The following is a 23,567-nucleotide window of genomic DNA, read 5'->3' as shown; positions in this document are numbered from 1 at the left end:
CAAGGCCCGATCCTTTATTCCTCAGCCAAGGGGTGCGACAGCCATGAGTTCTCCCGCCATCCAGTCGGCGCTTGCCCAGATGCAGACCCTGGCCACCCAGGCCGGCAAGGGCCAGCAGGTCTCCACCCTGGCGGGGCAGGGGGGCTTCGCCGGAGAGCTGCAGGCTTCCATTCAGCGCATCAATCGGCTGCAGCAGACCGCCAACGGCAAGGCCATGGCCTTCCAGGCAGGCGACCCTAACGTCGAACTCAACGACGTCATGGTCGACATGCAGAAGGCCAGCGTGGCTTTCCAGATGGGCCTGCAGGTCAGGAATCGCCTGGTAAACGCCTATCGCGATGTCATGAACATGCAGGTGTGACGCAAGCAGGAAACCGACCTGGCTGGCCCAGTGACGCTATTGGACGCCGGGCTTGGGCGCCGTCTCAGGCTTCCAGATTGATCAATCGCCCCTGAAGCTCGTTCAGCCGCTCGGCGATCTCCAGCACCTCCTCCGCGGGAATCTGGCGCAGCACCTCGCCGGACTCCCGGTCGATGATCCGGGTGACCACCCGCGATGGGACCTCGTTGATCTCGAACTCCACCCCGTATTGGCGTAGCACCTCGTTGATGCGCTGCACCGGCTCCACCAGGTCCGCCGGCCCAGGGCCCTGGGCATGGCTTTCCGCCTGGGCGAGGTGGGTGCCGGCGGAGGGCAGCGCCGCGATCAGCGACTCCTTGCGCTCACGCGGCGTCATGTCGTGCAGTGGCGATATCCCCGGGGCGCCGGTGGCGTCGATCAGTGGTGATGACATGGCGTTTCTTCCTGTTATGTGCCCTTGAAAGCCGGCCATTGGCCGGCCCCTCCCTAAAGGCTCCTATCGGCCGGCTAGCGGGATAACTTTAGCGATGCTCGTTACACGCGCTTACCCCGCCTTTCCGATGCAACAGCTCGCGCCATGGTGACTACTGCTCGTAGGCCGGCACCGGCCCGGGCAGGTGCGCCAGCGCCTGCGGTTGCTTCTGCTCCTGCACCGGGTGCCGATGGGGCGACTCGCTGACCTTGAAGCGGGCGATCAGCCGGGTCATGTCCTCGGCCTGGCCGTCCAGCGAGCGGCTGGCCGCCGCCACCTGCTCGACCAGGGTGGCGTTGTGCTGGGTGACCTCTTCCAACTGGCTGATCGCCTGATTGATCTGCTCGATACCCGACGACTGTTCGCCGGCCGCCGTCGACATCTCGGCAATGATATCGGCGACCTGCTGGACCCGCTCGGCGATCGTTTCCAGGGTGTCGCTGGTGGCGTTGACCAGCCGCTCGCCGGCGTCGATGCGGGCCACGTTGTTGTCGATCAACTGGCGGATCTGTTCCGCCTCCTCGGCGCTGCGGCTGGCCAGCTTGCGCACCTCGCTTGCCACCACCGCGAAGCCTCGGCCGTGCTCGCCGGCCCGGGCGGCCTCCACCGAGGCGTTGAGCGCCAGCAGATTGGTCTGGAAGGCGATGTTGTCGATCGCCTCGACGATGCGCGTCACTTCGCGGTTGGCGGCGTGGATTTCGGCCATGGCGGTGCGCGCCTCGGAGGCCACGCTGCTGCCCTGGGTCGCCTGGCTGGCGGCCTGGTCGGAGAGTCCCTGGGCCTGGCGGGCGTTGTCGGCGGTCTGGCGTACGCTGGCGGTCATCTGCTCCATGCTGGAAGCGGTCTCGACCAGCGACGACGACTGCTCCTCGGTGCGCTGGGCGAGGTTCTGGTTCCCCTGGTTGATTTGGCTGCTGGCCACGGCCACCGCCATGGCGCCCTGCTTGATGTTGGAGACCAGCAGCTCCGAGTTGGCGGAGGATTCGTTGAAGGCGCGGTAGAGCTGGGCGAGCTCGTCGCTGCCCGGTGCATCCAGGCGCAGGGTGAGATCGCCGCTGCTGTTCTTGATCGCCTTGAGCGTGCGGCGCAGCGGCAGCACGATGCTGCGCACGATGATCGCGGCCAGCAGGACCGCCAGGCCCGCGGCCAGGCCCGCCACCAGCAGATGGCGAATCAGGTCGCCGAAGGCGCTGCTGCGCAGGCTCACCGCCGTGGCCAGTACATCCTCGGCCACCGCGTCCTCCACCTCCTTGAGCAGGTCGATCTTGTCGGTCTGCCAGTCGAACCACTGCTGGGCGTCCACCCCGTAGCCGCCTTCGGTACCCAGCGCGATGGCGGTCCCGCGTAGCGGCTCGACCCTCGCGACCTCGGGGCTTTCGGCAACCTGGCGCAGTCGCTCGCGCATGGCGGGGGTGGCCAGGGTGTCGAAGGCTTCGTGATAGGCCGTCTCCTGGCCGACCAGCGTCAGCAGGCGCTGGTAGGTGGCGGGGGTCATGGCGTCGGCGCTGAAGGCGCCGGAGAGCACTGCCCGCTCGATCCCGGCCAGCTCCTTGGCCTGCAGCAGGCTGTAGTAGGCGGTCAGTCGGCTGGAGACGCTGGCCTCCTCGGTGGCCAGGGTCATGCGGCCGATCACCGTGATCAGGTCGTTGTTGATCTCGGTGTAGTGGGCGATGGCCTCGCCGGTGGGGATCTCCAGGCCGTCGATGCGCTGGCGCAGCGCCCCAGTGGCGGCCAGCTGGCTAAGGGTATCGTCGATACGCGCCGCCAGTCGGGCGTCCAGGGCTACCAGGTCGACGTTATTCAGGTACTGCCGGAAGGTCTCAAGCCGGGCGTCGGTGGCGCGCCGCTGATCCGGCAGGCTGTCGCCGAAACTCGCGCCCTCGCTGCTCAGGAAGCCCGCCGTCATCCCGCGTTCGCGCTGCAGTTCATGGATCAGGTTGCCGGCCCGCTGGGAGATGCGGGTCATCTCCTCCAGATCGGCCATGTTAGTTGCCAGTTGCTGGCGTTCGAGCACGCCGGAGGCGGCGAACCAGGTCATGGCCATCAGCGGTAGCGACAGGGCAAGCAGGAACTTCCAGCCCATGTTGATACGGTGGAGCAGTCGGGTCATCGGGAGTGTCTCCCCTGGGTGGTGCGAGGGTGCCACGACGAGCGCGTGGCAGCTGATGCTCTTGTCGGCCGTGCTATGCGTTGGCTTTAGCGGTTTTCGCGGTGTTGGCGGCTAATTTGATGCACATCAAATTTCCGGGCGTGGTAGTCGGGCTTTTCCTAGGTAAGCTTCGATTGGCATCCTTCTGTCGCGTCTTCGTCTCGGGCACAAGTTGAATAAGCGTGGATATGCATAAAAGTTGATATGCATCATGGTTGGCGCCGGCTTCCTTCACTAGCGTGTCATCTCGGCCGGCGGAGACACATTCGCTCCCTATTAGTATCGAACCATCGCTCGTCAAATCCGACCCCGCTTCGAAGACCGCGGGCGCCCGGCGAGCGTCGCCGCCCTGTGCGTTCGATCGGCACTCGGTGGGCTGCAGCAATCCTTGCCGTTCTGCGCTAGGATCAGCGGTCTTGATCTGTATCAGCTACCTAGCCCCTTGTTTCCTGCTGCCAGCGAGGCCCCATGAGTCACGAGCTTCCCATCGAGCGCATCATGCAAACCGGGCTTCTGACCTGCGAGCCCGATACCCCGCTGTTTGTCGCAGCGGAGCGGATGGCCGATAGGCAGTGCAGCTCGATCCTGGTGATCAAGGCGGGCCAGCCGCTGGGGATCTGGACCGAGCACGACGCCCTGGCGGTGAACTTTGCCGACCCCGAGGCCGTGCGCCGGCCGATCCGCGAGGCGATGAGTCGGCCGGTGGCGAGCCTGCCGGCCGCCACCCCGGTCGGCGAGGCGGCGCTGCGCTTCAGCGCCGAGCGCCGCCGCCACTTCCTGGTGGTCGACGCCGACGACACCCCGGTCGGCATCATCACCCAGACCGACGTGGCGCTGAACCAGGGGCTGGAGCCTTATCTGCGCCTGCGCGAAGTGCAGGGCGCCATGCGCCAATGCCCGCTGCTGTTGGAGGGCGACCAGCTGCTCTCCCAGGCCGCGGGGCGCATGCGCCAGTCCGGCTGCGATGCCGCCGTGGTGCAGTGCGAGCGGGAGGGGCTGGGTATTCTCACCGAGCGCGACCTGGTGCGCTGCGTGGCCCGCTATCCCGGCGACACCCCGGTCACCGAGCTGGCCAGCCGGCCGCTGCTCACCGTGCACCAGCACGACACCCTGATTTCGGCCCGCGACCGCCTGCTGGGCAAGCAGGTGCGCCATCTGGCGGTGCTCGACGACGACGGGGGCGTGGTGGGCTTGCTCGGCTTTCGCGACATGCTGGCCGGCGCCGAGCACCTCTATATGCAGGACCTGCGCGCCGCCCTGGAGCAGCGCGACCAGGCCCTGGCCCAGTCCCGCCAGAACCTGCAGCTGGCCGAGCGGGTTATCGACTCCTCGCTGGAAGGCATCATCATCACCGACGCCGACAGCCGCATTGAGTTCGTCAACCCCGCTTTCACCCACATGACCGGCTTCACCCTGGAGGAGGCGCTGGGCAAGACCCCGGCGATTCTCTCTTCGGGCCGCCACGACGGCGCCTTCTATCGCCAGATGCAGGAGGCGCTCGATCGCTCCGGCTACTGGCGCGGTGAGATCTGGAATCGGCGCAAGAGCGGCGAGCTCTACCTGGAGCTGCTGACCATCACCGCGATCACCGACGACGAGGGCACGGTGACTCACTACGCGGCGCTGTTCAATGACATCACCCATATCCGCGAGAACGAAGAGCGCATTCGCAAGCTGGCCTACTATGATCCGCTGACGCGGCTGCCCAATCGGCGCCTGCTGGAAGATCGCCTGGCGCTGGCGATCCGTCACGCCCATCGCAACGGCAACCGGCTGGCGGTGCTGTTTCTCGACCTCGACCACTTCAAGCAGGTCAACGACAGCCTGGGGCATGGCGTTGGCGACGAGCTGCTGGTGCTGGTCGCCGAGCGACTGCAGCACCGGCTGCGCGAAGACGACACCCTGGCGCGACTGGGCGGCGACGAGTTTTTGATCCTGCTCCCCGACCTCGAGGCGGTGGAGGAGGTCACCCGCATCGCCCGGCGTCTGATCGAGGCGGTCAGCGAGCCCTGCCTGCTGGGCGACCAGACGTTTCGCATCGGCTGCAGCCTGGGCATCAGCCTCTACCCCGACGATGCCGATGGCGCCGAGGCGCTGATCCACTGCGCCGACATGGCCATGTATCGCGCCAAGCAGGAGGGGCGCAACGCCTATCGCCTCTATCGGGCGGAAATGAACGACCAGGACAGCCACCAGCTGATCCTCGAGACCGCGCTGCGCAACACCGTGGAGACCGGCGAAGGCCTGGCGGTCCACTATCAGCCGCTGTTCGCCCCTGGCAGCGACACGCCGCGCGGCGCTGAGGCGCTGCTACGCTGGCACCATCCGGTGCTGGGGGCCATTGCCCCCGGCGACTGCATCCCCCTGGCCGAGCGTGCCGGGCTGATGGGCGCACTGGGCGATCGCATCCTCGAGCAGGTGTGTGGCCAGCTTGCCGAGTGGCGCCGGGCGGGGCTTGCCCCGGTGCCGGTGGCCATCAACCTCTCCGCCCGCCAGTTCTGGCAGAAGGATCTGTCCGGCCGGGTGGCCGAGCTGCTCACCCACTACCGGCTGCCGCCCGGACTGGTGGGCTTCGAGCTCACCGAAAGCACCCTGCTCGACAAGCCGCAGCAGGCGGCGACGATCCTCCAGGGGCTGCGCGATCTCGGCTGCGATATCGCCATCGACGACTTCGGCACCGGCTACTCCTCATTGAGCTACCTGCAGGAGCTGCCGGTGACCACCCTGAAGATCGACCGCCGCTTCGTCCAGCGTCTGGAGGTGGCGCGCCGTGGCAGCGCCGCCATCGTCGCCGCGGTGACCGGCATGGCCCGAGAGCTGGGGCTTCGGGTCGTGGCTGAGGGCGTGGAGACCGAGTCCCAGCGCCTGGCGCTGGCGCGCTACCGGGTCGACCTGCTGCAGGGCTTCCTGCTGGGTCGGCCGGTTGACGCTGGCGCGTTTTCGCAGCGCTACCTGGCGAGCTGCCAAGACAGCGTTCAACAACCGGTCTGAGCGCGGGGTGGCTGCGACAAGCAGCGCCCGCAAGGGCGCGCTTTTCGCGGTTTCACCAAAGCCCTACTGCGAGTAGGCTAGGCGGCGGCTTTTTCCACTCGACGGCCCTCCATGATCCGACCCACCGCCAGCGGCACCCGTGACCATCGTGGCCCCATGCGCCACGAATCGCTCACGCCGCCCCATCACGACCATGACCAGGACAGCGCCTGGATGATCGGCTATCTGGACGTGATGACCCTGCTGGTGGCGCTGCTGGTGTTGATTTTTACGCTCTCTTTCGCCGGCGGCGGTACCGATGAGGCGCCGTCGCCGGTCGAACCGCTAGCCAGCCCCGGGGTGGTGCCGCTGCCGCCGGCGCTCCAGCGCGCCCTGGCCGCCAGGCCGCAGGAGCCCGGCTATCCTGCCGCTGTCGCCGGCAGGCTGAGCCCGGCGGCGGTCTCCGCCGCCCTGGGGGTGGCCGGGCGGCCGCCGCGTCCCGCGCAGCCCCGCGTGCCGCCGCTGTTGGCCCGCCCGCTGCCCACCGTCGCCCTGGCATCTGGAGCGGACAGGCCGCCTCTCGAAGAGCGCGTGCCGATGCGGATCGCGCTGCCCCAGGCGGTGCTGCAGACCGATCAGTCGCTGCCCTCGCCGCTGGCCGACTACATGCTGGTGCTCACCGACCGACCACCGGCCCGCACCCGCGAACTGTCACCGGAGGCGGTGGCCTCCGCCGAGGCGCTCGACGAGCGGGTCGCCGAGTCGCCCTATCTGCCCGATCTGGAAGGCGTCGCCGTCTCCCGGGTCGCCGAAGGCATCAAGCTGCAGGTAGAGGACCAGTGGCTGTTTCCCACCGCCGAGGCCGACCTCACCGAGCAGGGCGAGGCGCTGGTGGGGCGCCTGGTGGAGCTCATCCAGCGCCACGACGGCGAGGTGGCGGTGGAAGGCCATACCGACAGCCGTCCCATCCAGACTCCGGAATTCCCCTCCAACTGGGTGCTCTCCAGCGCCCGCGCCATCGCCATCGTCCACGCCCTGGAGCGGGCCGGTGTGGCGACCAGTCGCCTGCGCGCCGTGGGCCTGGCCGACACCCGTCCGCTGGCCGATAATGACACCGCCGAAGGGCGCGCCCAGAACCGCCGGGTCGAGGTGATCATCCACGCCCAGTGAGCGGGCGCCGTCTTGCTGCTCCTGCTTCCCTGATCCGCTGGCCACACTCGCTGTCTGCGGCCGTGTCGCCAGCAGCTGTCCCCTTCCTCACGCTTGGTCGCCCGGATCATAGCTCCTCGGCAGCACGCCCCCTTGAGCTGTATCGAACTTGGACAATGCGATCGCCTGTGTCGATTTAGTCGGCTTCTCATTGCATGTGAGGAGATACGAGATCAGTGAAGGTCACTGCAAGGGGACGTTGCAGCAAACGTGGGCACCAATTATAGTGAGGCTCGTACTGTACAATAGCTGTACACAGAGCGGTTCAAAGTGTTGACATATATCAATATTGACGACACTTTATGAAGTTTTATGGAAAGATGCCTGGTCAAGGTCGGGTGATCGCTTTATCTACTTGTGAGAGGCTTGGTGGCCAGAGATGTCGGGAGATGTACCGCCGAGGCTGCAATCAGTCGTGAAAAGGAATCGGGTGATGGGTAAGGAGCAAGCGGATTACCAGGGCGAGTCAGCGGCTGTGCAGCGTCGCGCCGAAGGCCAGAGCATCGACGTCGAGGCGATGAGCCAGAAGGACCAGCTGCGCCTGATGGCCGCGGCCTTCGAGACCGGTCAGGCCACCATCATCACCGATCGGAGTATGCGCATTCGGCGCGTCAACCGGGCGTTCAGCCGGATCACCGGTTTCAGTGCCGAGGAGGTCTTGGGCAACACCCCGCGGATGTTCAAGTCCGGCCGCCACGGCCCGGATTTCTACACGCGCCTGTGGGGCGCGCTGCACCAGCAGGGCCACTGGCAGGGTGAGATCTGGAATCGCAACAAGCACGGCGAGATCTACCCGGTGTGGCAGTCGATCACCGCCGTGAAGGGCGATGATGGCCAGGTGCGCCACTACGTGTCGGTGTTCCACGACATCGCCGAGCGCAAGCGGGTCGAGTTTACCCTGACCCAGGAGGCAAGCCGCGACCATCTCACCGGCGCCGCCAACCGCCGTACCTTCGATCGCGCCCTGATCACCTCGGTCAGGGGGGCGCAGGAGAGCGGTGCGGAACTGTCGATGATGTTCTTGGATATCGACCACTTCAAGGCGGTCAACGACAATCACGGTCACGATGTCGGCGATGCGATCCTGCATGCGCTCACCGAGCTGGTGCAGAAACGCCTGCGCAAGACCGATCTGCTGGCGCGCTGGGGCGGGGAGGAGTTCACCCTGCTGCTGCCCGAGACACCCCTGGAGGGCGCCTGCCAGCTGGCCGAGCGGCTGCGCGCCGACGTGGCCGCCGCCGTCATGCCCGGCCCGGGCGTGACCATCAGCCTCGGGCTGGCCGCCTACCAGGCCGGCGACACGGCACGAGACCTGATCCGACGCGCCGATGCCGCGCTCTACCGGGCCAAGCGGCGCGGCCGCAACCGGGTGGAGGTCGACCCGGAGCCAGAGACGACGGAAGAATCGATCACGCCTCTCGACCTGTGCCAGTCCGATCTCCCACGCTATATCGACGAATATCGCGGGGCCTCGCGCCGCGCCCAGCTCGCCCACCGGCTCGAGGACGCCCTGGCGCTGGCCAGCCGCCGCGACGGCACCCTCACCGTCTGCGCCCTGGACGTGGACCACTTCAAGGTCGTCAACGAGCGCCTGGGCACTGTGCTGGCCGACCGTCTGATGTTGGCGCTGACCCGCCGCATCAACCGTCAGCTTGGCCATGAAGACCTGATCGTGCGCACCGGGGGCGACGAGTTCGTCCTGCTGATGCACGACGCGGCCGACAATGCGGCTTTCGAGGCGCTGCTCGAGGCGATCCGCCAGCCCTTCCGGCTGGGCGGGCGCACGGTCAGCGTGACGGCGAGCCTTGGGTTGGCGAGCTTTCCCCTGGATGAGGTGGAGGCCGATGTACTACTGCGCCACGCCCAGCAGGCGATGTATCGCGCCAAGCAGAACGGGCGCAACACCCTCACGCGTTTCGATCCGGGGCAGGACCGGCGACTGCAGCGCTGCCAGCTCCAGCGCCGGCGGATCGAGCAGGCGATACAGCGCGATGAACTCTGCCTGCACTACCAGCCGCAGATCGACATGGCCACCGCCTCGGTGGTGGGCTTCGAGGCGCTGGTGCGCTGGCAGCACCCCGATAAGGGGCTGCTCTCGCCGGCCGAGTTCCTGCCGCTGATCGAAGGCACCTGGCTGGAGGCCGTGCTCGGCGAATGGGTGCTCAAGACGGTGCTGGAGCAGCTGGCGTGCTGGCAGGGGGAGGGCGGGGATCTCCCGGTCAGTGTCAATATCAGTCCCGCCCACCTGCTTGCGCCCGATTTCGTCACCAGGCTCTCGGGGCTGCTGGCCACCAAGCCCGCGGTGGGGCCCTCACGGCTCAAGCTCGAGGTGGTGGAAACCGCCGCCATGCAGGACATCGCCGCGGCTCTGAAGGTGATCTCCCACTGCCAGGCCATGGGCGTGCAAGTGGCCATCGACGACTTCGGCACCGGCTTCTCCTCGCTCACCTACCTGCGCCAGCTGCCGGTGGATCTGATCAAGGTCGACAAGAGCTTCGTGCGCGACATGCTCAGTGACGAAAGCGACCGCGCCATCGTCGAGAGCGTTATCTACATGGCTAAGCGCTTTAACCGCGACCTGCTGGCCGAGGGCGTGGAAAGTCTCGAGCATGCCACCGAGCTGCTGGAGCTGGGCTGCCGCCTGGCCCAGGGCTTCGGCATCGCCCGCCCCATGCCCGCCGCGGCGCTTCCCGCCTGGCTGGCCGAGTGGCCGCGGCGCAGCGAATGGCAGGGGTTGGCACGACAGGAAGATGCCTTGCCGGCTTGATCTGAGCTATGTGTTTTTCAGCCGCATGGCAGGCCAGCCCTCTGATCGGAAGCTGATCGAGTAGGAAGTTTTTCTTCAAGTTGCCGCCTCGGTGGACGATAACGCTCACAAGCGCCGCACGTGGCACCCGCGTGCCGGCACTGCCCATGACGACAACGACCGTGAGCGATATCCATGCTTTCCTCCCTACGACTCCGTATCCTGCTGACCACCCTGGTGGTCATCGTGCTGGCGCTGTTGGCCAATGCGCTGGCCAACTATCTGACGGTACGTTCCCATAATGACGACCAGATAGCGCGCAATCTCAGCGCCGTGTCTCAAGGCAACGCCAAGGCCATCAGTGAATGGTTTGCCCCGCGCATTGCCATGATGGAGGCGCTGCGCGTGGGCGACAATATCGACGACTCCCTCGACGACCTGCTGCTCGTTGACGAGGCGGGCGGATTTCTGGCCGTGTATCTCGGCGACCCGCGCGATGGCGGCACCATCTTTTCCGACGGCTGGGAGCCCGGCGATGACTTCGACCCCCGCGAGCGCCCCTGGTACCGGGCCGCCGTCGAGGCCGAGCAGACCATCGTCACCGCTCCCTATGAAGATGCCAACACCGGCAACCTGGTGGTCACCATCGCCACGCCTTTCTATCGCAACGGCCAGCTGAGTGCCGTCGCCGGTGGCGATATCGTCATCACCGACGTTATCGATATCGTGACCGAGATTGCGCCCACGCCGTCGAGTCTTGCCTTTCTTGCCACCGCGGACGGCGCCCTGGTGGCCCATCCCGACCCGAACATGAGCCTGGCCTCCACCACTGAGCTGGCGCCATCGCTGGATGCCGCGCGCCTTGCTGAGCTGGCTGGCGCCAGCCAACCCATGCCCGTGGCCTTGGCGGGCGATGCCAAGCGCCTGCGCAGCGCCGCTATTGCCGGCACCGACTGGCAGCTGGTGGTGGCGCTGGACGATGCGGAGGCCACCGCCGGGCTGCGCGCCGTACTGGGCACCTCGGCGGTGACGCTGCTGGTCGTAGCCGGCGCAGCGGCACTGGTGCTTGGCGCCCTGCTGCGCGTGATGTTCCGCCGCCTCAAGACGGCGCGTGATGCCATGGTCGACATCGCCAGCGGAGAAGGCGATCTCACTCGCCGCCTGCCGGAAGGTGGCAGCGACGAAGTGGCCCAGATCGCCACCGCCTTCAACCAGTTCGTGTCGCGCATGGAGGGCGTGATGCGCACCATCCGCGACAGCAGTGAACAGGTCCGCCTGGCCTCCGGTGAGATCACCCTGGGTAACCAGGATCTCTCGCGGCGCACCGAGAATGCCGCCTCCAGCCTGCAAGAGACCTCCGCCTCCGTAGAGCAGATCAGCAGCACCGTGGGGCATACCGCCGAATCCGCCCGCGAGGCCAACGGCCTCTCCCAGTCCGCTGCAGAGGTGGCTTCCCAGAGCGGCGAGGAAATGCGGCAGGTGGTCAGCACCATGGATGAGATCCGTGACGCCTCCGGGCAGATCGCCGCCATCGTCAAGGTCATGGACGGCATCGCGTTCCAGACCAACCTGCTGGCGCTCAACGCCTCGGTGGAGGCTGCCCGGGCCGGTGAGCAGGGCAGAGGCTTTGCCGTGGTGGCCAACGAGGTGCGCCAGCTGGCCACCCGCTCCGCCGATGCCTCGCGGGAGATCCGCGAGCTGATCGACCGCTCTGAAGCCAAGGTCGAGGCCGGTACCACCCTGGTGCATAAGACCGGCGAGACCCTGCAGAGCCTGGTGGAGCGCGTCAATCGCGTGGCCGACGTACTCGGCGAGATCAGCGCCGCCACCGGCGAGCAGAGCGATGGCATCGGCCAGGTCAACCTGGCGGTGGCCGAGTTGGACCGCGTGACCCAGCAGAACGCCGCCCTGGTGGAAGAGAGTACCGCCGCCGCCGAACAGCTCAAGGACCAGGCCGAGCGGCTCGCCGAAGCGGTGGGTGGCTTTACCCTCAGCGACAGGACTGCGACGACTGCAACTTCAGACCTCCAGCGTCTGCCCCACCACAATCGCGAGACTCAGCCGGCCTGAGGCAAATAGAAAGCTTATCGCAGAGTGGCGTGATGAATCGCCCCGGGTATTCTAGACACCCGGGGCGATTCACGCTGGGTGATCCGCAGAGGCGACGGAGCATGGTGCTGTCGCCTTCGATGCATGGGCAAGCCGATCCACCTGGTCGGCGTAGAGTGCTCCCTCCAGCAGCGCCAGATCGTGGCGTTCGAGGTGGAAAAGCTTGAGCCCTAAAGTCCCGCACTCATCCGCCGATGTGTGGTAGAGCGAGCGACCAAACTCACCGGCCACAGGCAGTTTTTATGGCTAGCATCACCTCCCTCGGCATCGGCTCCGGCCTCGACCTCAACGGCCTGCTTGGCCAGCTCCAGCAGGCTGAGCGCGCCAAACTCGAGCCGATCGAACAGCAGCGTCAAGAACAGCAGGTGCAGATATCCGCCTACGGGGAAACCCAGGGAGCCCTGTCCGGTTTTGAGAGTGCGGCGAACAGGCTCAACGACCCCTCGCTATTCGAGGGGCGCAATGCCGAAGTGACCGGAAGCGCCGTGCAAGCAGCGGCCGACAATGAGGCGGCCCCGGGGGAGTACGGTGTCACGGTCGATCAACTGGCCGCTGCCGGCAGCCTGGCCACTCAGCGAGTGGACGACCCCAGCGCCGAGATCAGCAGCGGCGCCACCGACCTCGACCTCACCTTCGAGGACGCCGCACTCAACACCACAGTCAACATCGCCGCCGACAGCACCCTTGAGGACATCCGCGATGCGGTGAACGCCGATCCAGAGGCGGCGGTGAGCGCCTCCGTCATCAACGATGGCGAGGGCTACCGGCTGGCGCTGATGTCGGAGGAAACCGGCGAGCAGGCCAGTATCACTGGCACCAACTTTGACGCCGTCGCCGATCAAGCCACCCTGAGCGATGCTACCGTCACCCAGGCCGGTCAGGATGCCAACCTGGAGGTCAACGGCATTGCCATCACCAGCACGACCAACCAGGTGGAGGGTGCGATCCAGGGGGTAACGCTGGACCTTCAGCAGCAAGGCAGCAGCACGGTCACTGTGACCCGTGATGACGACAGCATCCACGAGGCCGTGACAGATTTTGTGGACGCCTATAACGAGCTAAGAGATACCACTGGGCGCCTGACGGCCTTCAACGGGGCAGAGGGTGAGCCCGGCGCGCTGATCGGCGACAGCGCCGTGCGCATGCTCGAGTCCAGCCTGCGCAGCGACCTGGCGGCCGGGGTGAGCGTGGATGGCGAGCAGCATCTGCTTTCCGACATGGGCCTCTCCCTGGCGGTGGATGGCACCCTGAATCTTGACGCTGAGCAGCTCGATACCGCGTTGGCCGACGACCCCGACTCGGTGGCCGGTTTCTTTACCGGCGATAGCGAGGAAGGCGGCCTGGCGGGTCGCCTGAGTGTCACCGCCGGGCAACTGCTGGACCAGAACGGTGCCCTGGAGCGCTCCATCAGCGGCGCAGAGAACCGTATCGATAGCCTCAATGACCGCTATGAGCTGACCGAGCAGCGGATCGAGCAGACCATCGACCGCTACCGCACCCAGTTCGGCCAGCTTGATAGCATGATGGCCGAGATGAACCAGACCAGTGCCTTTCTCACTCAGCAACTTAGCCAGCTCGGAGGGTCAGCTGGAGGTGATAGCATGGGGTAATGTGGTGCCGCTGCCGATGGCATGGCGCCGGTGAGCCGCCAGTCACGGGAATTCCTGGCCTGTTTGCTTGGAGCTAAAGTTTTTCCGTGTAGGGTCGATAGACTTAGCAGAGCCGCACCTATGTCATGCGGCAAGCATGGAGAAATCGTATGGCAATCTCAGCCCTAGGGGTGGGCTCCGGCCTCGATCTGACTGGCTTGCTCAATCAGCTGAACGCCGCCGAGCGTCAGAAGTTGCAGCCCATCGTGACTCAGAAGACCCAGGAGCAGGCCAAGATCTCGGCCTTTGGTCGCCTGCAGTCCGGCTTGGACAAGTTCCAGAGTGCCGTGGCCAAGCTTAACGATGCTGAGCTTTTCAGCAGTCTTTCCACCAGCGTGCGCGGTGAAGGCGTCACGGCCAGCGCCGGCGACGGAGCCAGCGCCGGGCGCTATGAAGTCAGCGTGACCCATACCGCCAGAGCGGGCAGCCTGGCGACCGAGGGCGTGGCTGGCAGCGATGATCCCTTGGTGGGGGTGGGTGGTGGCAGTGTGACCCTGGAGGTTGGCGGGCAGGCGCTCGACCCGATCAACCTTGCCGAAGGCGACACCCTTGTCGATATCCGCGATGCCATCAACGCCCAGGGCGATAGCGGCGTGCGCGCCTCGATCATCAACGATGGCAGCGAGAACGGCTATCGCCTGGTGCTCAACTCCACCGAAACCGGCGAGGCCGCCAGCATCACCGGTATCACCTTCGACAACGTTGGTGTGGTGGAAGACACTGACAGTCAAGTGGCGGGCCGTGATGCCTTGCTGGAGATCAACGGGATCTCTATCACCAGCGCCAGCAATCGAGTGGAAGGTGCCATTCAGGGTATCACCTTGGAGCTGGATAGCGCCGCCCAAGGCAAGACGGCTACCGTAGTGGTCGAGCAGGACAGCGAAACCCTAAAGGAGGCCGTGCAGGAATTCGTCTCCGCGTATAACGAGATGAAATCCACCGTGGGGCGCATGACCAATGTAACCGGCGATGCGGAAACCGCCGGTGAACTGGTCGGTAACCGCGCCGTGCGCACCATCGAGACCCGCCTCAGCCGTGATCTGGGCGCCCTTGTGGAGGGGGGGGAGTTCAGGATGCTGCTGGACTTCGGTATCTCCCTGCGCCCCAACGGTCGCTTGGAGCTGGACGAGGCCAAGCTGGATGACGCCGTCGCCAACAATTCCCAGGCCCTGGCCGACTTCTTCGCCGGCGCCGATAAGGAGAGTGGCATGGCCGGGCGCCTGGATGTCACTCTGGGGCAGATTCTCGGTGACACTGGCCTGGTCAAGAGCTCCATCGAAGGGTCCGAGAACCGTGTCAAAAGCCTGGAAACTCGCTTCGAGCGTATGGAGCAGAGTATCGAGCGTACCATCGAACGCTACCGTCGCCAGTTCGGCCAGTTGGATGGCATGATGGCGCGGATGAACGCCACCAGCGCCTACCTGGGGCAGCAGTTGGATATGCTGGCGCAGATGAATAACCAGCGGAAGTAATGCCTCGCCCGCTATTCGGTGCTCGCCCCCGGCCACTGGCCGGGGGCGAGGCCGTTTATATGCCGTATGCCGGCGTCAAGGTGATCCGAGATTTTTTCGATCTTACCCTAAAGCTTTCCGCTCGATGGCCGTTATAGAAGGTAACGGCCAACGGCGCCGTTGAGACAGGCCCGAGATGCTGGGCCGAAAGCCAGGTTCAGTGGGCCCGTCAATGGAGCCCCCTACGCAAGAAGGAATGACACCATGTCCGTGATCAATACCAACATCACCGCTCTGATCGGCCAGAACAACCTGAAAAGCTCTCAGGCCATGCTCGCCAAGGCCCAGGAGCGTCTCTCCTCCGGTATGCGCATCAACAGCGCCGCCGACGACGCCGCCGGCCAGGCCATCGCCAACCGCATGACCGCCCAGATTACCGGCATGGGCCAGGCGCAGCGCAATGCCAGCGACGGCATCTCCCTGGTGCAGACCATGGAAGGCGGCCTGAACCAGATCAGCGACAACCTGCAGCGTATGCGCGAGCTGGCGGTGCAGGGCGCCAACGATACCCTCTCCGACGAGGACCGTGCCTCCATCAAGCTGGAGCTTGATGAGCGCATTGCAGAAATTACTCGTGTTGCTGGTGCGACTACTTTCAACGGCACCGATCTGCTTAACGCCAGTGCGACCCTGAATATTCAGGTTGGCGCCAATACGACTACCGGTGTGGATGATATCACCGTCAACACCGTCAACGTCGATGCGACAGCGCTTAGTGTTAATGGGCTTGATGTGAATGACTTTTCCACTGCTCAAGCTGCCATCGATGCGATCGATGATGCCCTGCAGACAGTCGACGATGAGCGGGCGACCCTGGGTGCGACCCTGAACCGCTTCGACTCGGTGGTGGAGAACCTGACCACCAATATCACCAACCTCACCGAGGCGCGCTCGCGTATCGAGGATGCCGACTACGCGGTGGAGGTCTCCAATATGACCCGCGCTAATATCCTGCAGCAGGCCGGTACCTCCATGCTGGCCCAGGCCAACCAGACCCCGCAGAGCGTGCTCTCGCTGCTGGGCTAATCAGCCGGCAACCTCCGCATGGACAGAAAGGCCGCCGCCAGGGCGGCCTTTTTCTTTCTTTGGGGAAGGCGAGCCTGGTGTGTAATAGGGCAGGGTTAATCGAGTTCTTGTACTCTCCGGAGGAAGCATGGCGCGGAAGAAAAAGACACAGCGGGGCAGGGGCCAGGCGACGGTGCGAAAGCCGGCTGGGCTACAGCAGCAAGCAGAAACGCCAGCCAAGGCCGTCAAGGAAGAGGATCTGCTGGCCGATGATCGCCAGCGGCAGGTCCAGGCATTGCTCGCCCAGCAGCCCGAGACGGCCCAGGAGCGGCGGCGTGTCGGCCTGGCGCTGATGCGCCTCAAGGCCTATCGCCATGCGCTGCCGCATCTTGAAGCGGCGGCGGCGGAGATGCCCGAGAGTGTCGAGCTCCTGGGCAGCATCGCCCAGGCCCATCTTTACGGTAACGATTACCCGCAAGCCTTGACGCTTCTCGAGCGGGCTCTTGATAGGGCGCCGGAGCGCTTCGACCTGCTCTACCTGAAGGCCACGGCACTGCTGGCCAGTAGGCGAGTCGAGGACGCTATCGCGCTGTTTCGTCGCTGCAGCGAGGTGGCACCGGCCACGGCCAAGTCGCTGAAGGCGCTGTCTCGCTATGTTCCCCTTAGCCAGGCGCATTGGGACCTGCTGGAAACCATCGCTCAGAATCCCGAGGCGGAAACTGAAGAGCGGGCCGATGCGCTATTCGCGTTGGGTGGCCGCCGGCTCGGCGAGGGCAAGCTTCAAGAGGCCTTTGTTTATTTTCACGAGGGCAATCGCTGCTACTGGCCCATCGCGCCCACGAATGCCTTGCCCTGGGAGAAACTGCTGCGCCATATCGTGGCGACTTACCCCGCCGGGCTGTTTCAGCGCTTTGCCGAGGCGCAAAGCGACTTGATGCCGGAGGTGTTCATCGTCGGGCCGTCCAGGTCGGGCAAGAGTCTGGTGGAATCCCTGCTGGCCGAACATCCGGAGATCGACAAGGGCGGCGAGCGTTTCGACTTCATGGACCAGGTGCGTGAGGCCGCCGGCGCCTATGAAACCCTTAACGGCTTCATTGAGGCCCTGACCCCGGAAGACATGCCCGAGCTGCGTCACGGTTACCTGGGCCGAATCGGGCACCGGGGGGGGATGGTTACCAATACCCACCCCGATGCCATCTTCATGCTGGGCATACTGGGGCTGATGTTCCCCAAGACCCCGATCATCTTCTGCATGCGCGGCCTGCTCGATCTGGGCATGGCCGCCTACTTCACCAAGTACGATACCGGCAACAAGCACAGCTATGATCTGCGCACCCTGGGCGAGTATATCGCCACCTACGAGAAGGCCATGCAGCACTGGGCTAACGTGCTGCCCAACCCGATTGTGCTGGTCGAGTATTCCGACTTGGTAAAGGACCCGGACCATGTGGCCGGCAATATCTACCATAGCCTGGGGCTGGGGGAGTACCGGCCCGATGCCCAGGCGCGCGAGCAGGCCAGCCGCCTGCTGGGCCAGCTCGACCCGGCCAGCTCCGTGGAGGCCCCCACCCAGCTGCATCCTCGCTTCGATGGCCTGGCGGAGCAGCTGATCGGGGAGCTGACTCCGATGATCGAGGGATACCAAGCGGTGGCCGAGGCCGGCTCGTTGGAAGAGGTGGCCAGGCAACAGCGCCTGGTGGAGCTTTACCAGGCGCTCATCGATCGACAAAAAGAAGCCAATGCCCAGGGCATGATCGGAGTGATTCGACGACTGCTAGAGCTGGAGCCCGACCAGCCGGAGCTCAAGGCGCTGCTGGGTACCTACGTATCCCAGACCGGCAAACACCATCAGGGCGTAGCGCTGCTCACCCAAGCCTGTGAAAAGAAAGGCCAGGATCGCAATATCCAGATCCAACTGATAGAAGCGCTGCTACGTGCCCGTCGCTGGCAGGAAGCGGAAGCGCGGCTACAGGCGTTCCCGGAGGCCGACCCGGCGGGCTGTCAGCTGCGGTTACAGGCGTTCATTGAGCGTCAGCATGCCGAGTTGGAGCACTATCGGCTTGCCCAACCTTCGCTGGAAGCACTCGCGGAGGCAAAAAACCGCCTGAAGGTCTTGGAACAGGCTTCCGCCTCACAAAGCCCTGTTGTGGCCAGCCTGGCGGCTAGCCTGGCCGCACTTGAGGGGGATAGCAATGCTATCGCACAGCACCAGCAGGCGCTGGCTCTGCAGGCGGCGCAGGAAAGTGACGGCACCGTTGACGGCAGGCTCCAGATGCAGCAAGCCCGCCTGCGGCTCCAGTTTGCCGCCAGTCTCATCCAACTGGGCCAGGTACAAGAAGGCCTGGCGATGTTGCGCGAGGTTAGCCGTATTCGCCCTTACTCACTGGAGACCGAGCTGGCATATCGGCGTTTCACCACCTGGCTGGCGGATAGCGATGATGAAACGCATCAGAGGTGGGCGGGGCTTCACGGCCTGCTGAGCCGCCAGTGGAAAAGCTACTCACAGGACGACCTGCAGTTCAGCTTCGGTGACTTCAATCTTCCTTACCAGGGCTATGATCGCGTGGCCTTGCCGGGCAGCCGACCCACCGAGCTTCGCCTGGATGCCTATGGTTTGCGTGAGCACCTGGCTGAACTCAAACAAAAGAAAGACACCATCAGCGCCTTGGACATCGGTTGCAATCACGGTTTTCTGCTGCTGGAGCTGGCCGACCAGTTGGGCCATGGCATGGGCTTCGATATCAGCCCTACCTGTATCGAAGTGGGCAATACGGTGGCCAGCCACCTGGGTATCGATAACGTGAAATTGGCGGCCATGACCTTCGAGGCATTCATTGCGGGTCAGCCGCAGGCTTCGGATCTGGTGATCGCCTGTGCGGTTCACCGCTGGATTGGCCTGCCGATGCCCGAGTTTGGACGTCACCTTCATTCATTGGTAAGTGATGGCGGCTTGTTGCTGCTGGAAAGCCAGGGGATTCGGCGTACCAATATGACCGAGCAGGATTTCGATGCCAAGGTCAAGCAGATCGGCGCCGCCGGCTTCGAAGAAGTGGCAACGGGCGCCCTTTGCGATGATGACATCAACTACCGTGAGTTCCGCATCCTGAAAAAGCGTTGATTCAGTTGGTAGCGATCCTATGAGGTCGGCTTCACTCGGAGCTGCGCCTCTGCAGGGGGGGCACTTCAGCCAAGCGGGGCGATGACGAGGTGCTGCGGCGCTGTTCACCGGTCCGCTGGTGGTGCGGAAGTACCGGGAGAGTGGCGGGGAGGGGCTGTCGCCGGGTGTGAGCCAAGCCGTGGCACAGTGGGCGGCGAAATATCGTGAGCGGCTGGCCGATATCTCTTGGTTTATGCGGGTGCTTAACGAATCTATCGCCCGTCAGGCCAACGCCGAGGACGGCGCGAAGGGGCGCTTCTGGGAGGGGCGCTTCAAGAGCCAGGCGCTGCTCGACGAGGCGGCGATCCTCAGCGCCATGGCCTATGTCGATTTGAATCCTATTCGCGCCGGTATCGCCGAGACGCCCGAAACATCCGAGCATACCTCGGTGGCCGAGCGGCTTACCGGGTTGGGCGCGCAGCCCGTTGCCGAGGCGTCAATCACCCAGCCTGCCGATACCCATGTTGCAATGGAGCAGGTGACGTTGCCCAAGGTGTCCGGCGCCGTGGCGTGGTTCGACAGTTTGCCGCATCAGCCGCTGATGCCGTTCGATGCCAGGGCGCAGCTACCCAACACCATTCCGTTCGGCTTCGAGGAGTATCTCGAGTTGGTCGAGACCACCGGCCGCTGCCAGCGGTCGGATAAGCGAGGGCTAATCGAGGAGCGGATGCCTCGGCTGCTCGACCGTCTGAATATCGACCCCGAGGCCTTCATTGCCGCTTCGACCACGCTGCTCAAACGGTTCTGCAGCGCCGTGGGTACGCCGGCAAGCCTCAGCGCCTGCTGTGCCACCCGTCAGGCGCGCCACCTGCGGGGCATGCGAGCGGCGCGGGAGGTGTTCGAAAAGCGGGCGGCCTGAGTCGGGCCCATCGTGCTCGGCCATGTGGGCGGGTGAAGAGAGGCTAGGCGGCGTGCGGCCGGATGCCGTCGTAATGTGCTTTGCGCTTGGCCTGCTCCAGGTCGTAGGCATTCTGCAGCCGCAGCCAGTAGCCTTCGCTAGTGCCGAAATAACGAGACAGGCGAAGATCGGTATCGGCAGTGATGGCGCGCTCGCCGCGGGTGATCTGGCCGATACGGGTGGCCGGTACGCCGATGGCTGTGGCCAAGGCATTCTTGGTCAGCCCCATGGGCTCAATGAAGTCCTCAAGGAGGATCTCGCCTGGGTGGATGTTGGGCAGTCTTTCGGTCATGGTCGCCTCCTCAGTGGTAGTCGACGATTTCAACATCATGGGCATTGCCGTCTTCGAATCGGAAACACAGTCGCCATTGGTCGTTGATGCGGATGCTGTGCTGGCCTTCACGATCGCCGTGCAAAGCTTCCAGTCGATTGCCGGGTGGAATGCGCAGATCGTCAAGACTGTCGGCAGCCTCTAGCTGGCGCAGTTTCTTCAAGGCATTGCGCTGCATATCCTGTGGCAGCCTGCGCGACATCCGGCCGCTGGCGATGGTGGCGGTCTGTTTGTCCTTGAAGCTCTTGATCATGTAGCGTCCAGCATTGCCCTGCATTCAATATAACGCGGCGCGGCATATAACGCAATGCGGCATGTCAGGCGAGGATACTGCGCCTTGGTATCACCTCGTTAACCGCTGCGTGCGCCGGGCCTTCCTGTGCGGTACCGATTCCGTCAGCGGGTAGTGCTATGAGCAGGCGCGGCTGGATCGCCGACCGCCTGCATCAGTTTGCTGGGGTGTTCGCCATCGACGTGGCCGCCTATGCGGTGATGAGTAACCACTACCATTTGGTGTCAACGTGCTGGAAAGCGTGTGAGTTCGTGTTGTTTGGCATGCGTCAATGACGTACTCTATGGGGCATGTACACCATCGCCGAAACCGAAATATTCACCAAGGATGCCGACGCTCTCTGGGATGAGGACGAACGAGGCGAGTTTTATGAGTGGCTGGCGATGAACCCTGAGGCAGGTCGTGTGATTCCTGGCTCTGGTGGTTGCCGCAAGGTGCGCTGGCAGCGAGAGAATAGCGGTAAGCGCGGCGGTGTACGAGTGATTCACTATAACCGCTTGGCGAGTGGGAAGATTTGGCTGCTGGTGATCTATGCCAAGCCCGTCCGGGGCGACATCCCGGCCCATATCCTCAGGCAGATCAAGGAGGCGCTCGACGATGCGTGACGCCGATGACATGACCGGTGAAGAGCTGGGTAACAAGCTGCTGGAGTCAGTACGCCAGATGAAGCGCGGCGAAGCGGCTCGCGTGACTCAGGTAGAGGTGCCGAAAGCAGCCGAGGTGCGCCATCGGATGGGGCTTTCGCAGAAGGAGTTTGCTGACCTGCTGAATGTAAGCCTAGGTACGTTGCGTGGTTGGGAGCAGGGGCGCCGTGAGCCCACTGGAACCGCACGTACTCTGCTGCGAGTGGCGGAAAAGCACCCTGAAGTGCTGCGTGATCTGGCATAAAGCCCACTCTCAACTTTTGGTGGGCACGCCCGCCAGCCTTACCGCCTGCTGCGCCGCCCGCCAGGCACGGCATCTGAGAGGCATGCGTGCAGCGAGGGAGGTCTTTGAGCGGCGGGTGGAGTAAAACACGCCATCGGCGATACAATGCTGGGTATGGTGTACAGAAAGAGAGGGATGCATGCCCACGATATCAGCTTTCTTTGGCATCCTGATCCGCATGTATTATGACGACCACAATCCACCGCATTTTCACGCCTACTATGGAGAGCATGAGGCAATTATTACCATCCAGACTCTGGAAGTCATGGAAGGGAGGTTGCCGAAACGGGCTTTGGCGATGGTGCTGGAGTGGGCAGTAGATCATCGCCAAGAGCTGTTGGAAGACTGGTGCCTTGCCGAGCAGCATCAGCCTTTGAATAAGATACCACCATTGGAGTGAAGGCAATGCATAGAGTTGTACGTGTAGAGGCGTTGTCAGGCTATCGGCTTCGTGTGGTCTTCGATGATGGTCGAGAGGGAGAAGTCTCCTTGGCGGATCGCCTTTTTGGTCCTATGTTCGAGCCGCTTCGAGATCCTGTTTTCTTCGGTCAGGTTAGTATTGATGAGTTTGGTGTGGTTTGCTGGCCCAACGGGGCGGATCTTGCTCCAGATGCACTTTACCTACGAGTTTCTGAGGCTGCGTAAGGTTAAGGCGGCTCGCCTCGGGCGACCGGCAGGCTCGCTGCGTGTGACGGGCCTTCCTATGCGGTACCGCTTCCGTCAATGGCCAGTGCTATGAGCGCCGGCGCGGCTGGCTTGCTCACTGGAAAAAGAGCGCGGGACTGACCCCAAAGCGCTTGGAGAGCGCCTCGATATGGCGGCGGGTGAGGTCGCGCCCCTGCGGTTGAGAATCCTGGAAACCAGCGACTTGCTGCCGGTTTCGGGTAGGTCTGCGACACCGAGTCCGTGCTGGTCCATCAAGAACCTGAGCATATCCACCGCATCCTGGGGCTGAACGCCGGCATTGAACTCGCTGAATTCCTTGGAGGCGTTCTCCCACTCCTCGATGGCATCGGTGAGGCGCTCTATGAGGGCGACATTGTTGTCGAAGTCGTCAATCAGCTCGCTGACCATTGCCAGCGCCTCCTGATACTCTGCCTCGGAGTGGACGTGTGCCAGGAAGGGGGTGGCGCGGAAAACAGCCTTGGCTGCTTCGAGGCTGGTAGTGGCATTCATTTGTCGGCCTCCTTTGCATACTGACGACACAGCTTGTCATATTAGGTATGCGTGGTGATGTGCTTCACGTACAAAATCTGTTGCTCGAACGAGATAAAAACGATCAGCTCACTTACACCCAGCAAATGCTTAACGTGACCGCAATAAGGAAAGTCGAATGCCATCTAGTCAACCTCAGATCACCCTTCGTGAACTCCTCTATCAGGTGATGCCTCAGCTGCGCGCTTCCCAGGCGTTGATCAGCAATACCCTGACGGTCCGCATCGAGGCGACGAACGATCCCCGCGAGCGTGCCCGCCGCGAGGAGCAGCGGGCCGCTCTGGAGCTTGAGCTCTTCAGCATTCGCTTGAACGTCGAACACCTCCTCAAGCGTCATCCCGAGGCGGTGCAGGAGGTGATGGAGAGCGAGGGGCAGAAGGAGGGGCCGCGCCTGACGCTGGATGAGGGTGAGGCTATGGCGATCGACAAGGCGCGCCGTTTCCACGAACGGGTACGTCTTCTGCAGCAGGGTATGGAGTGACCCTTGCCGGGGCTTCCGGATGCGTTTGTCGTTAGTTGAGGTTGACTTTGTGTGTATGGCCCGGCTGTGAATGGCTTGGGTACGC

General features: G+C 64.1%; 20 protein-coding genes and 1 pseudogene. 16 read left to right on the top strand and 5 right to left on the bottom strand.

Features of this window, described 5'->3' with window-relative positions:
* Nucleotides 1–43 precede the first annotated feature (43 nt).
* Nucleotides 44–361 carry a flagellar hook-basal body complex protein FliE gene (gene fliE / locus HOP52_RS00410; RefSeq protein WP_238974833.1) on the top strand — a complete coding sequence of 106 codons (318 nt, stop codon included), beginning with the start codon at nucleotides 44–46 and terminating at the stop codon, nucleotides 359–361.
* A 64-nt stretch (nucleotides 362–425) separates the two neighbouring features.
* Here the strand turns inward: fliE and HOP52_RS00405 are convergent, their stop codons facing one another.
* Entirely contained in the window at nucleotides 426–794 is a 369-nt protein-coding gene (locus tag HOP52_RS00405) for a flagellar protein FlaG (RefSeq protein ID WP_238974831.1), read from the bottom strand.
* 151 nt (nucleotides 795–945) lie between these two features.
* Nucleotides 946–2,943, bottom strand: coding sequence for a methyl-accepting chemotaxis protein (locus tag HOP52_RS00400; protein WP_238974828.1), 1,998 nt, complete (start codon nucleotides 2,941–2,943; stop codon nucleotides 946–948).
* Nucleotides 2,944–3,450: 507 nt separating this feature from the next.
* On the opposite strand from HOP52_RS00400, the gene HOP52_RS00395 reads away from it, so the two are divergent.
* The 9 genes from HOP52_RS00395 (at nucleotide 3,451) to HOP52_RS00355 (ending at nucleotide 20,197) form a co-directional block, all read left to right on the top strand.
* Nucleotides 3,451–5,973 (top strand): EAL domain-containing protein, encoded by a 2,523-nt coding sequence (locus HOP52_RS00395; RefSeq protein WP_238974826.1) that lies wholly within the window; start codon nucleotides 3,451–3,453, stop codon nucleotides 5,971–5,973.
* Between the two features lie 111 nt (nucleotides 5,974–6,084).
* Nucleotides 6,085–7,122 (top strand): OmpA family protein, encoded by a 1,038-nt coding sequence (locus HOP52_RS00390; RefSeq protein WP_238974824.1) that lies wholly within the window; start codon nucleotides 6,085–6,087, stop codon nucleotides 7,120–7,122.
* 472 nt (nucleotides 7,123–7,594) lie between these two features.
* Entirely contained in the window at nucleotides 7,595–9,928 is a 2,334-nt protein-coding gene (locus HOP52_RS00385) for a bifunctional diguanylate cyclase/phosphodiesterase (protein WP_238974823.1), read from the top strand.
* Between the two features lie 174 nt (nucleotides 9,929–10,102).
* Nucleotides 10,103–11,977, top strand: a complete 1,875-nt coding sequence (locus HOP52_RS00380) for a methyl-accepting chemotaxis protein (protein ID WP_238974820.1) — start codon at nucleotides 10,103–10,105, stop codon at nucleotides 11,975–11,977.
* Nucleotides 11,978–12,258: 281 nt separating this feature from the next.
* On the top strand, nucleotides 12,259–13,626 hold the full coding sequence (gene fliD / locus HOP52_RS00375; RefSeq protein WP_238974818.1) for a flagellar filament capping protein FliD: 1,368 nt from the start codon (nucleotides 12,259–12,261) through the stop codon (nucleotides 13,624–13,626).
* 149 nt (nucleotides 13,627–13,775) lie between these two features.
* Entirely contained in the window at nucleotides 13,776–15,137 is a 1,362-nt protein-coding gene (gene fliD, locus HOP52_RS00370; RefSeq protein WP_238974816.1) for a flagellar filament capping protein FliD, read from the top strand.
* Nucleotides 15,138–15,380: 243 nt separating this feature from the next.
* Complete coding sequence (locus tag HOP52_RS00365; RefSeq protein WP_238974814.1) at nucleotides 15,381–16,202, top strand: flagellin N-terminal helical domain-containing protein; 822 nt, start codon at nucleotides 15,381–15,383, stop codon at nucleotides 16,200–16,202.
* Nucleotides 16,203–16,329: 127 nt separating this feature from the next.
* On the top strand, nucleotides 16,330–19,299 hold the full coding sequence (locus tag HOP52_RS00360) for a sulfotransferase (protein ID WP_238974812.1): 2,970 nt from the start codon (nucleotides 16,330–16,332) through the stop codon (nucleotides 19,297–19,299).
* Nucleotides 19,300–19,477: 178 nt separating this feature from the next.
* Complete coding sequence (locus HOP52_RS00355) at nucleotides 19,478–20,197, top strand: hypothetical protein (protein ID WP_238974810.1); 720 nt, start codon at nucleotides 19,478–19,480, stop codon at nucleotides 20,195–20,197.
* A gap of 43 nt (nucleotides 20,198–20,240) precedes the next feature.
* On the opposite strand, the gene HOP52_RS00350 is transcribed toward HOP52_RS00355, so the two are convergent.
* Nucleotides 20,241–20,528: a HigA family addiction module antitoxin gene (locus HOP52_RS00350; RefSeq protein WP_238974808.1), complete on the bottom strand. Its 288-nt coding sequence runs from the start codon at nucleotides 20,526–20,528 to the stop codon at nucleotides 20,241–20,243.
* Nucleotides 20,529–20,538: 10 nt separating this feature from the next.
* The gene (locus HOP52_RS00345; RefSeq protein ID WP_238974806.1) at nucleotides 20,539–20,820 is read right to left on the bottom strand and encodes a type II toxin-antitoxin system RelE/ParE family toxin; all 282 of its coding nucleotides are present in this window, start codon (nucleotides 20,818–20,820) and stop codon (nucleotides 20,539–20,541) included.
* A 61-nt stretch (nucleotides 20,821–20,881) separates the two neighbouring features.
* On the opposite strand from HOP52_RS00345, the pseudogene HOP52_RS00340 reads away from it, so the two are divergent.
* The 5 genes and pseudogenes from HOP52_RS00340 to HOP52_RS19745 all read left to right on the top strand — a co-directional run.
* Nucleotides 20,882–21,083: pseudogene (locus HOP52_RS00340) on the top strand (transposase); the annotation flags it as partial.
* A gap of 66 nt (nucleotides 21,084–21,149) precedes the next feature.
* The gene (locus HOP52_RS00335) at nucleotides 21,150–21,464 is read left to right on the top strand and encodes a transcriptional regulator (RefSeq protein WP_238974804.1); all 315 of its coding nucleotides are present in this window, start codon (nucleotides 21,150–21,152) and stop codon (nucleotides 21,462–21,464) included.
* Nucleotides 21,457–21,747 (top strand): helix-turn-helix domain-containing protein, encoded by a 291-nt coding sequence (locus tag HOP52_RS00330; RefSeq protein WP_238974801.1) that lies wholly within the window; start codon nucleotides 21,457–21,459, stop codon nucleotides 21,745–21,747. The genes HOP52_RS00335 and HOP52_RS00330 overlap by 8 nt, the downstream gene beginning before the upstream one ends.
* A 178-nt stretch (nucleotides 21,748–21,925) precedes the next feature.
* Nucleotides 21,926–22,186: a DUF4160 domain-containing protein gene (locus HOP52_RS00325; RefSeq protein WP_238974799.1), complete on the top strand. Its 261-nt coding sequence runs from the start codon at nucleotides 21,926–21,928 to the stop codon at nucleotides 22,184–22,186.
* A 5-nt stretch (nucleotides 22,187–22,191) separates the two neighbouring features.
* Nucleotides 22,192–22,431 (top strand): DUF2442 domain-containing protein, encoded by a 240-nt coding sequence (locus HOP52_RS19745; RefSeq protein ID WP_422677670.1) that lies wholly within the window; start codon nucleotides 22,192–22,194, stop codon nucleotides 22,429–22,431.
* Between the two features lie 75 nt (nucleotides 22,432–22,506).
* Here HOP52_RS19745 and HOP52_RS00320 read toward each other — a convergent pair whose 3' ends face one another.
* A complete protein-coding gene (locus HOP52_RS00320) occupies nucleotides 22,507–22,962 on the bottom strand; it encodes a helix-turn-helix domain-containing protein (RefSeq protein ID WP_238974797.1) in 456 nt (151 codons plus the stop codon).
* A gap of 157 nt (nucleotides 22,963–23,119) precedes the next feature.
* Between HOP52_RS00320 and HOP52_RS00315 the strand changes: the two genes are divergently transcribed.
* Nucleotides 23,120–23,482 (top strand): hypothetical protein, encoded by a 363-nt coding sequence (locus HOP52_RS00315; RefSeq protein WP_238974795.1) that lies wholly within the window; start codon nucleotides 23,120–23,122, stop codon nucleotides 23,480–23,482.
* Nucleotides 23,483–23,567 lie beyond the last annotated feature (85 nt).

The sequence above is a fragment of the Billgrantia campisalis genome (assembly GCF_022341425.1).
GTDB classification, from domain to species: Bacteria; Pseudomonadota; Gammaproteobacteria; order Pseudomonadales; family Halomonadaceae; genus Halomonas; species Halomonas campisalis.
The sequence above is the reverse complement of the archived record's forward strand: the minus strand, read 5'-3'. Positions and strand labels throughout refer to the sequence as shown.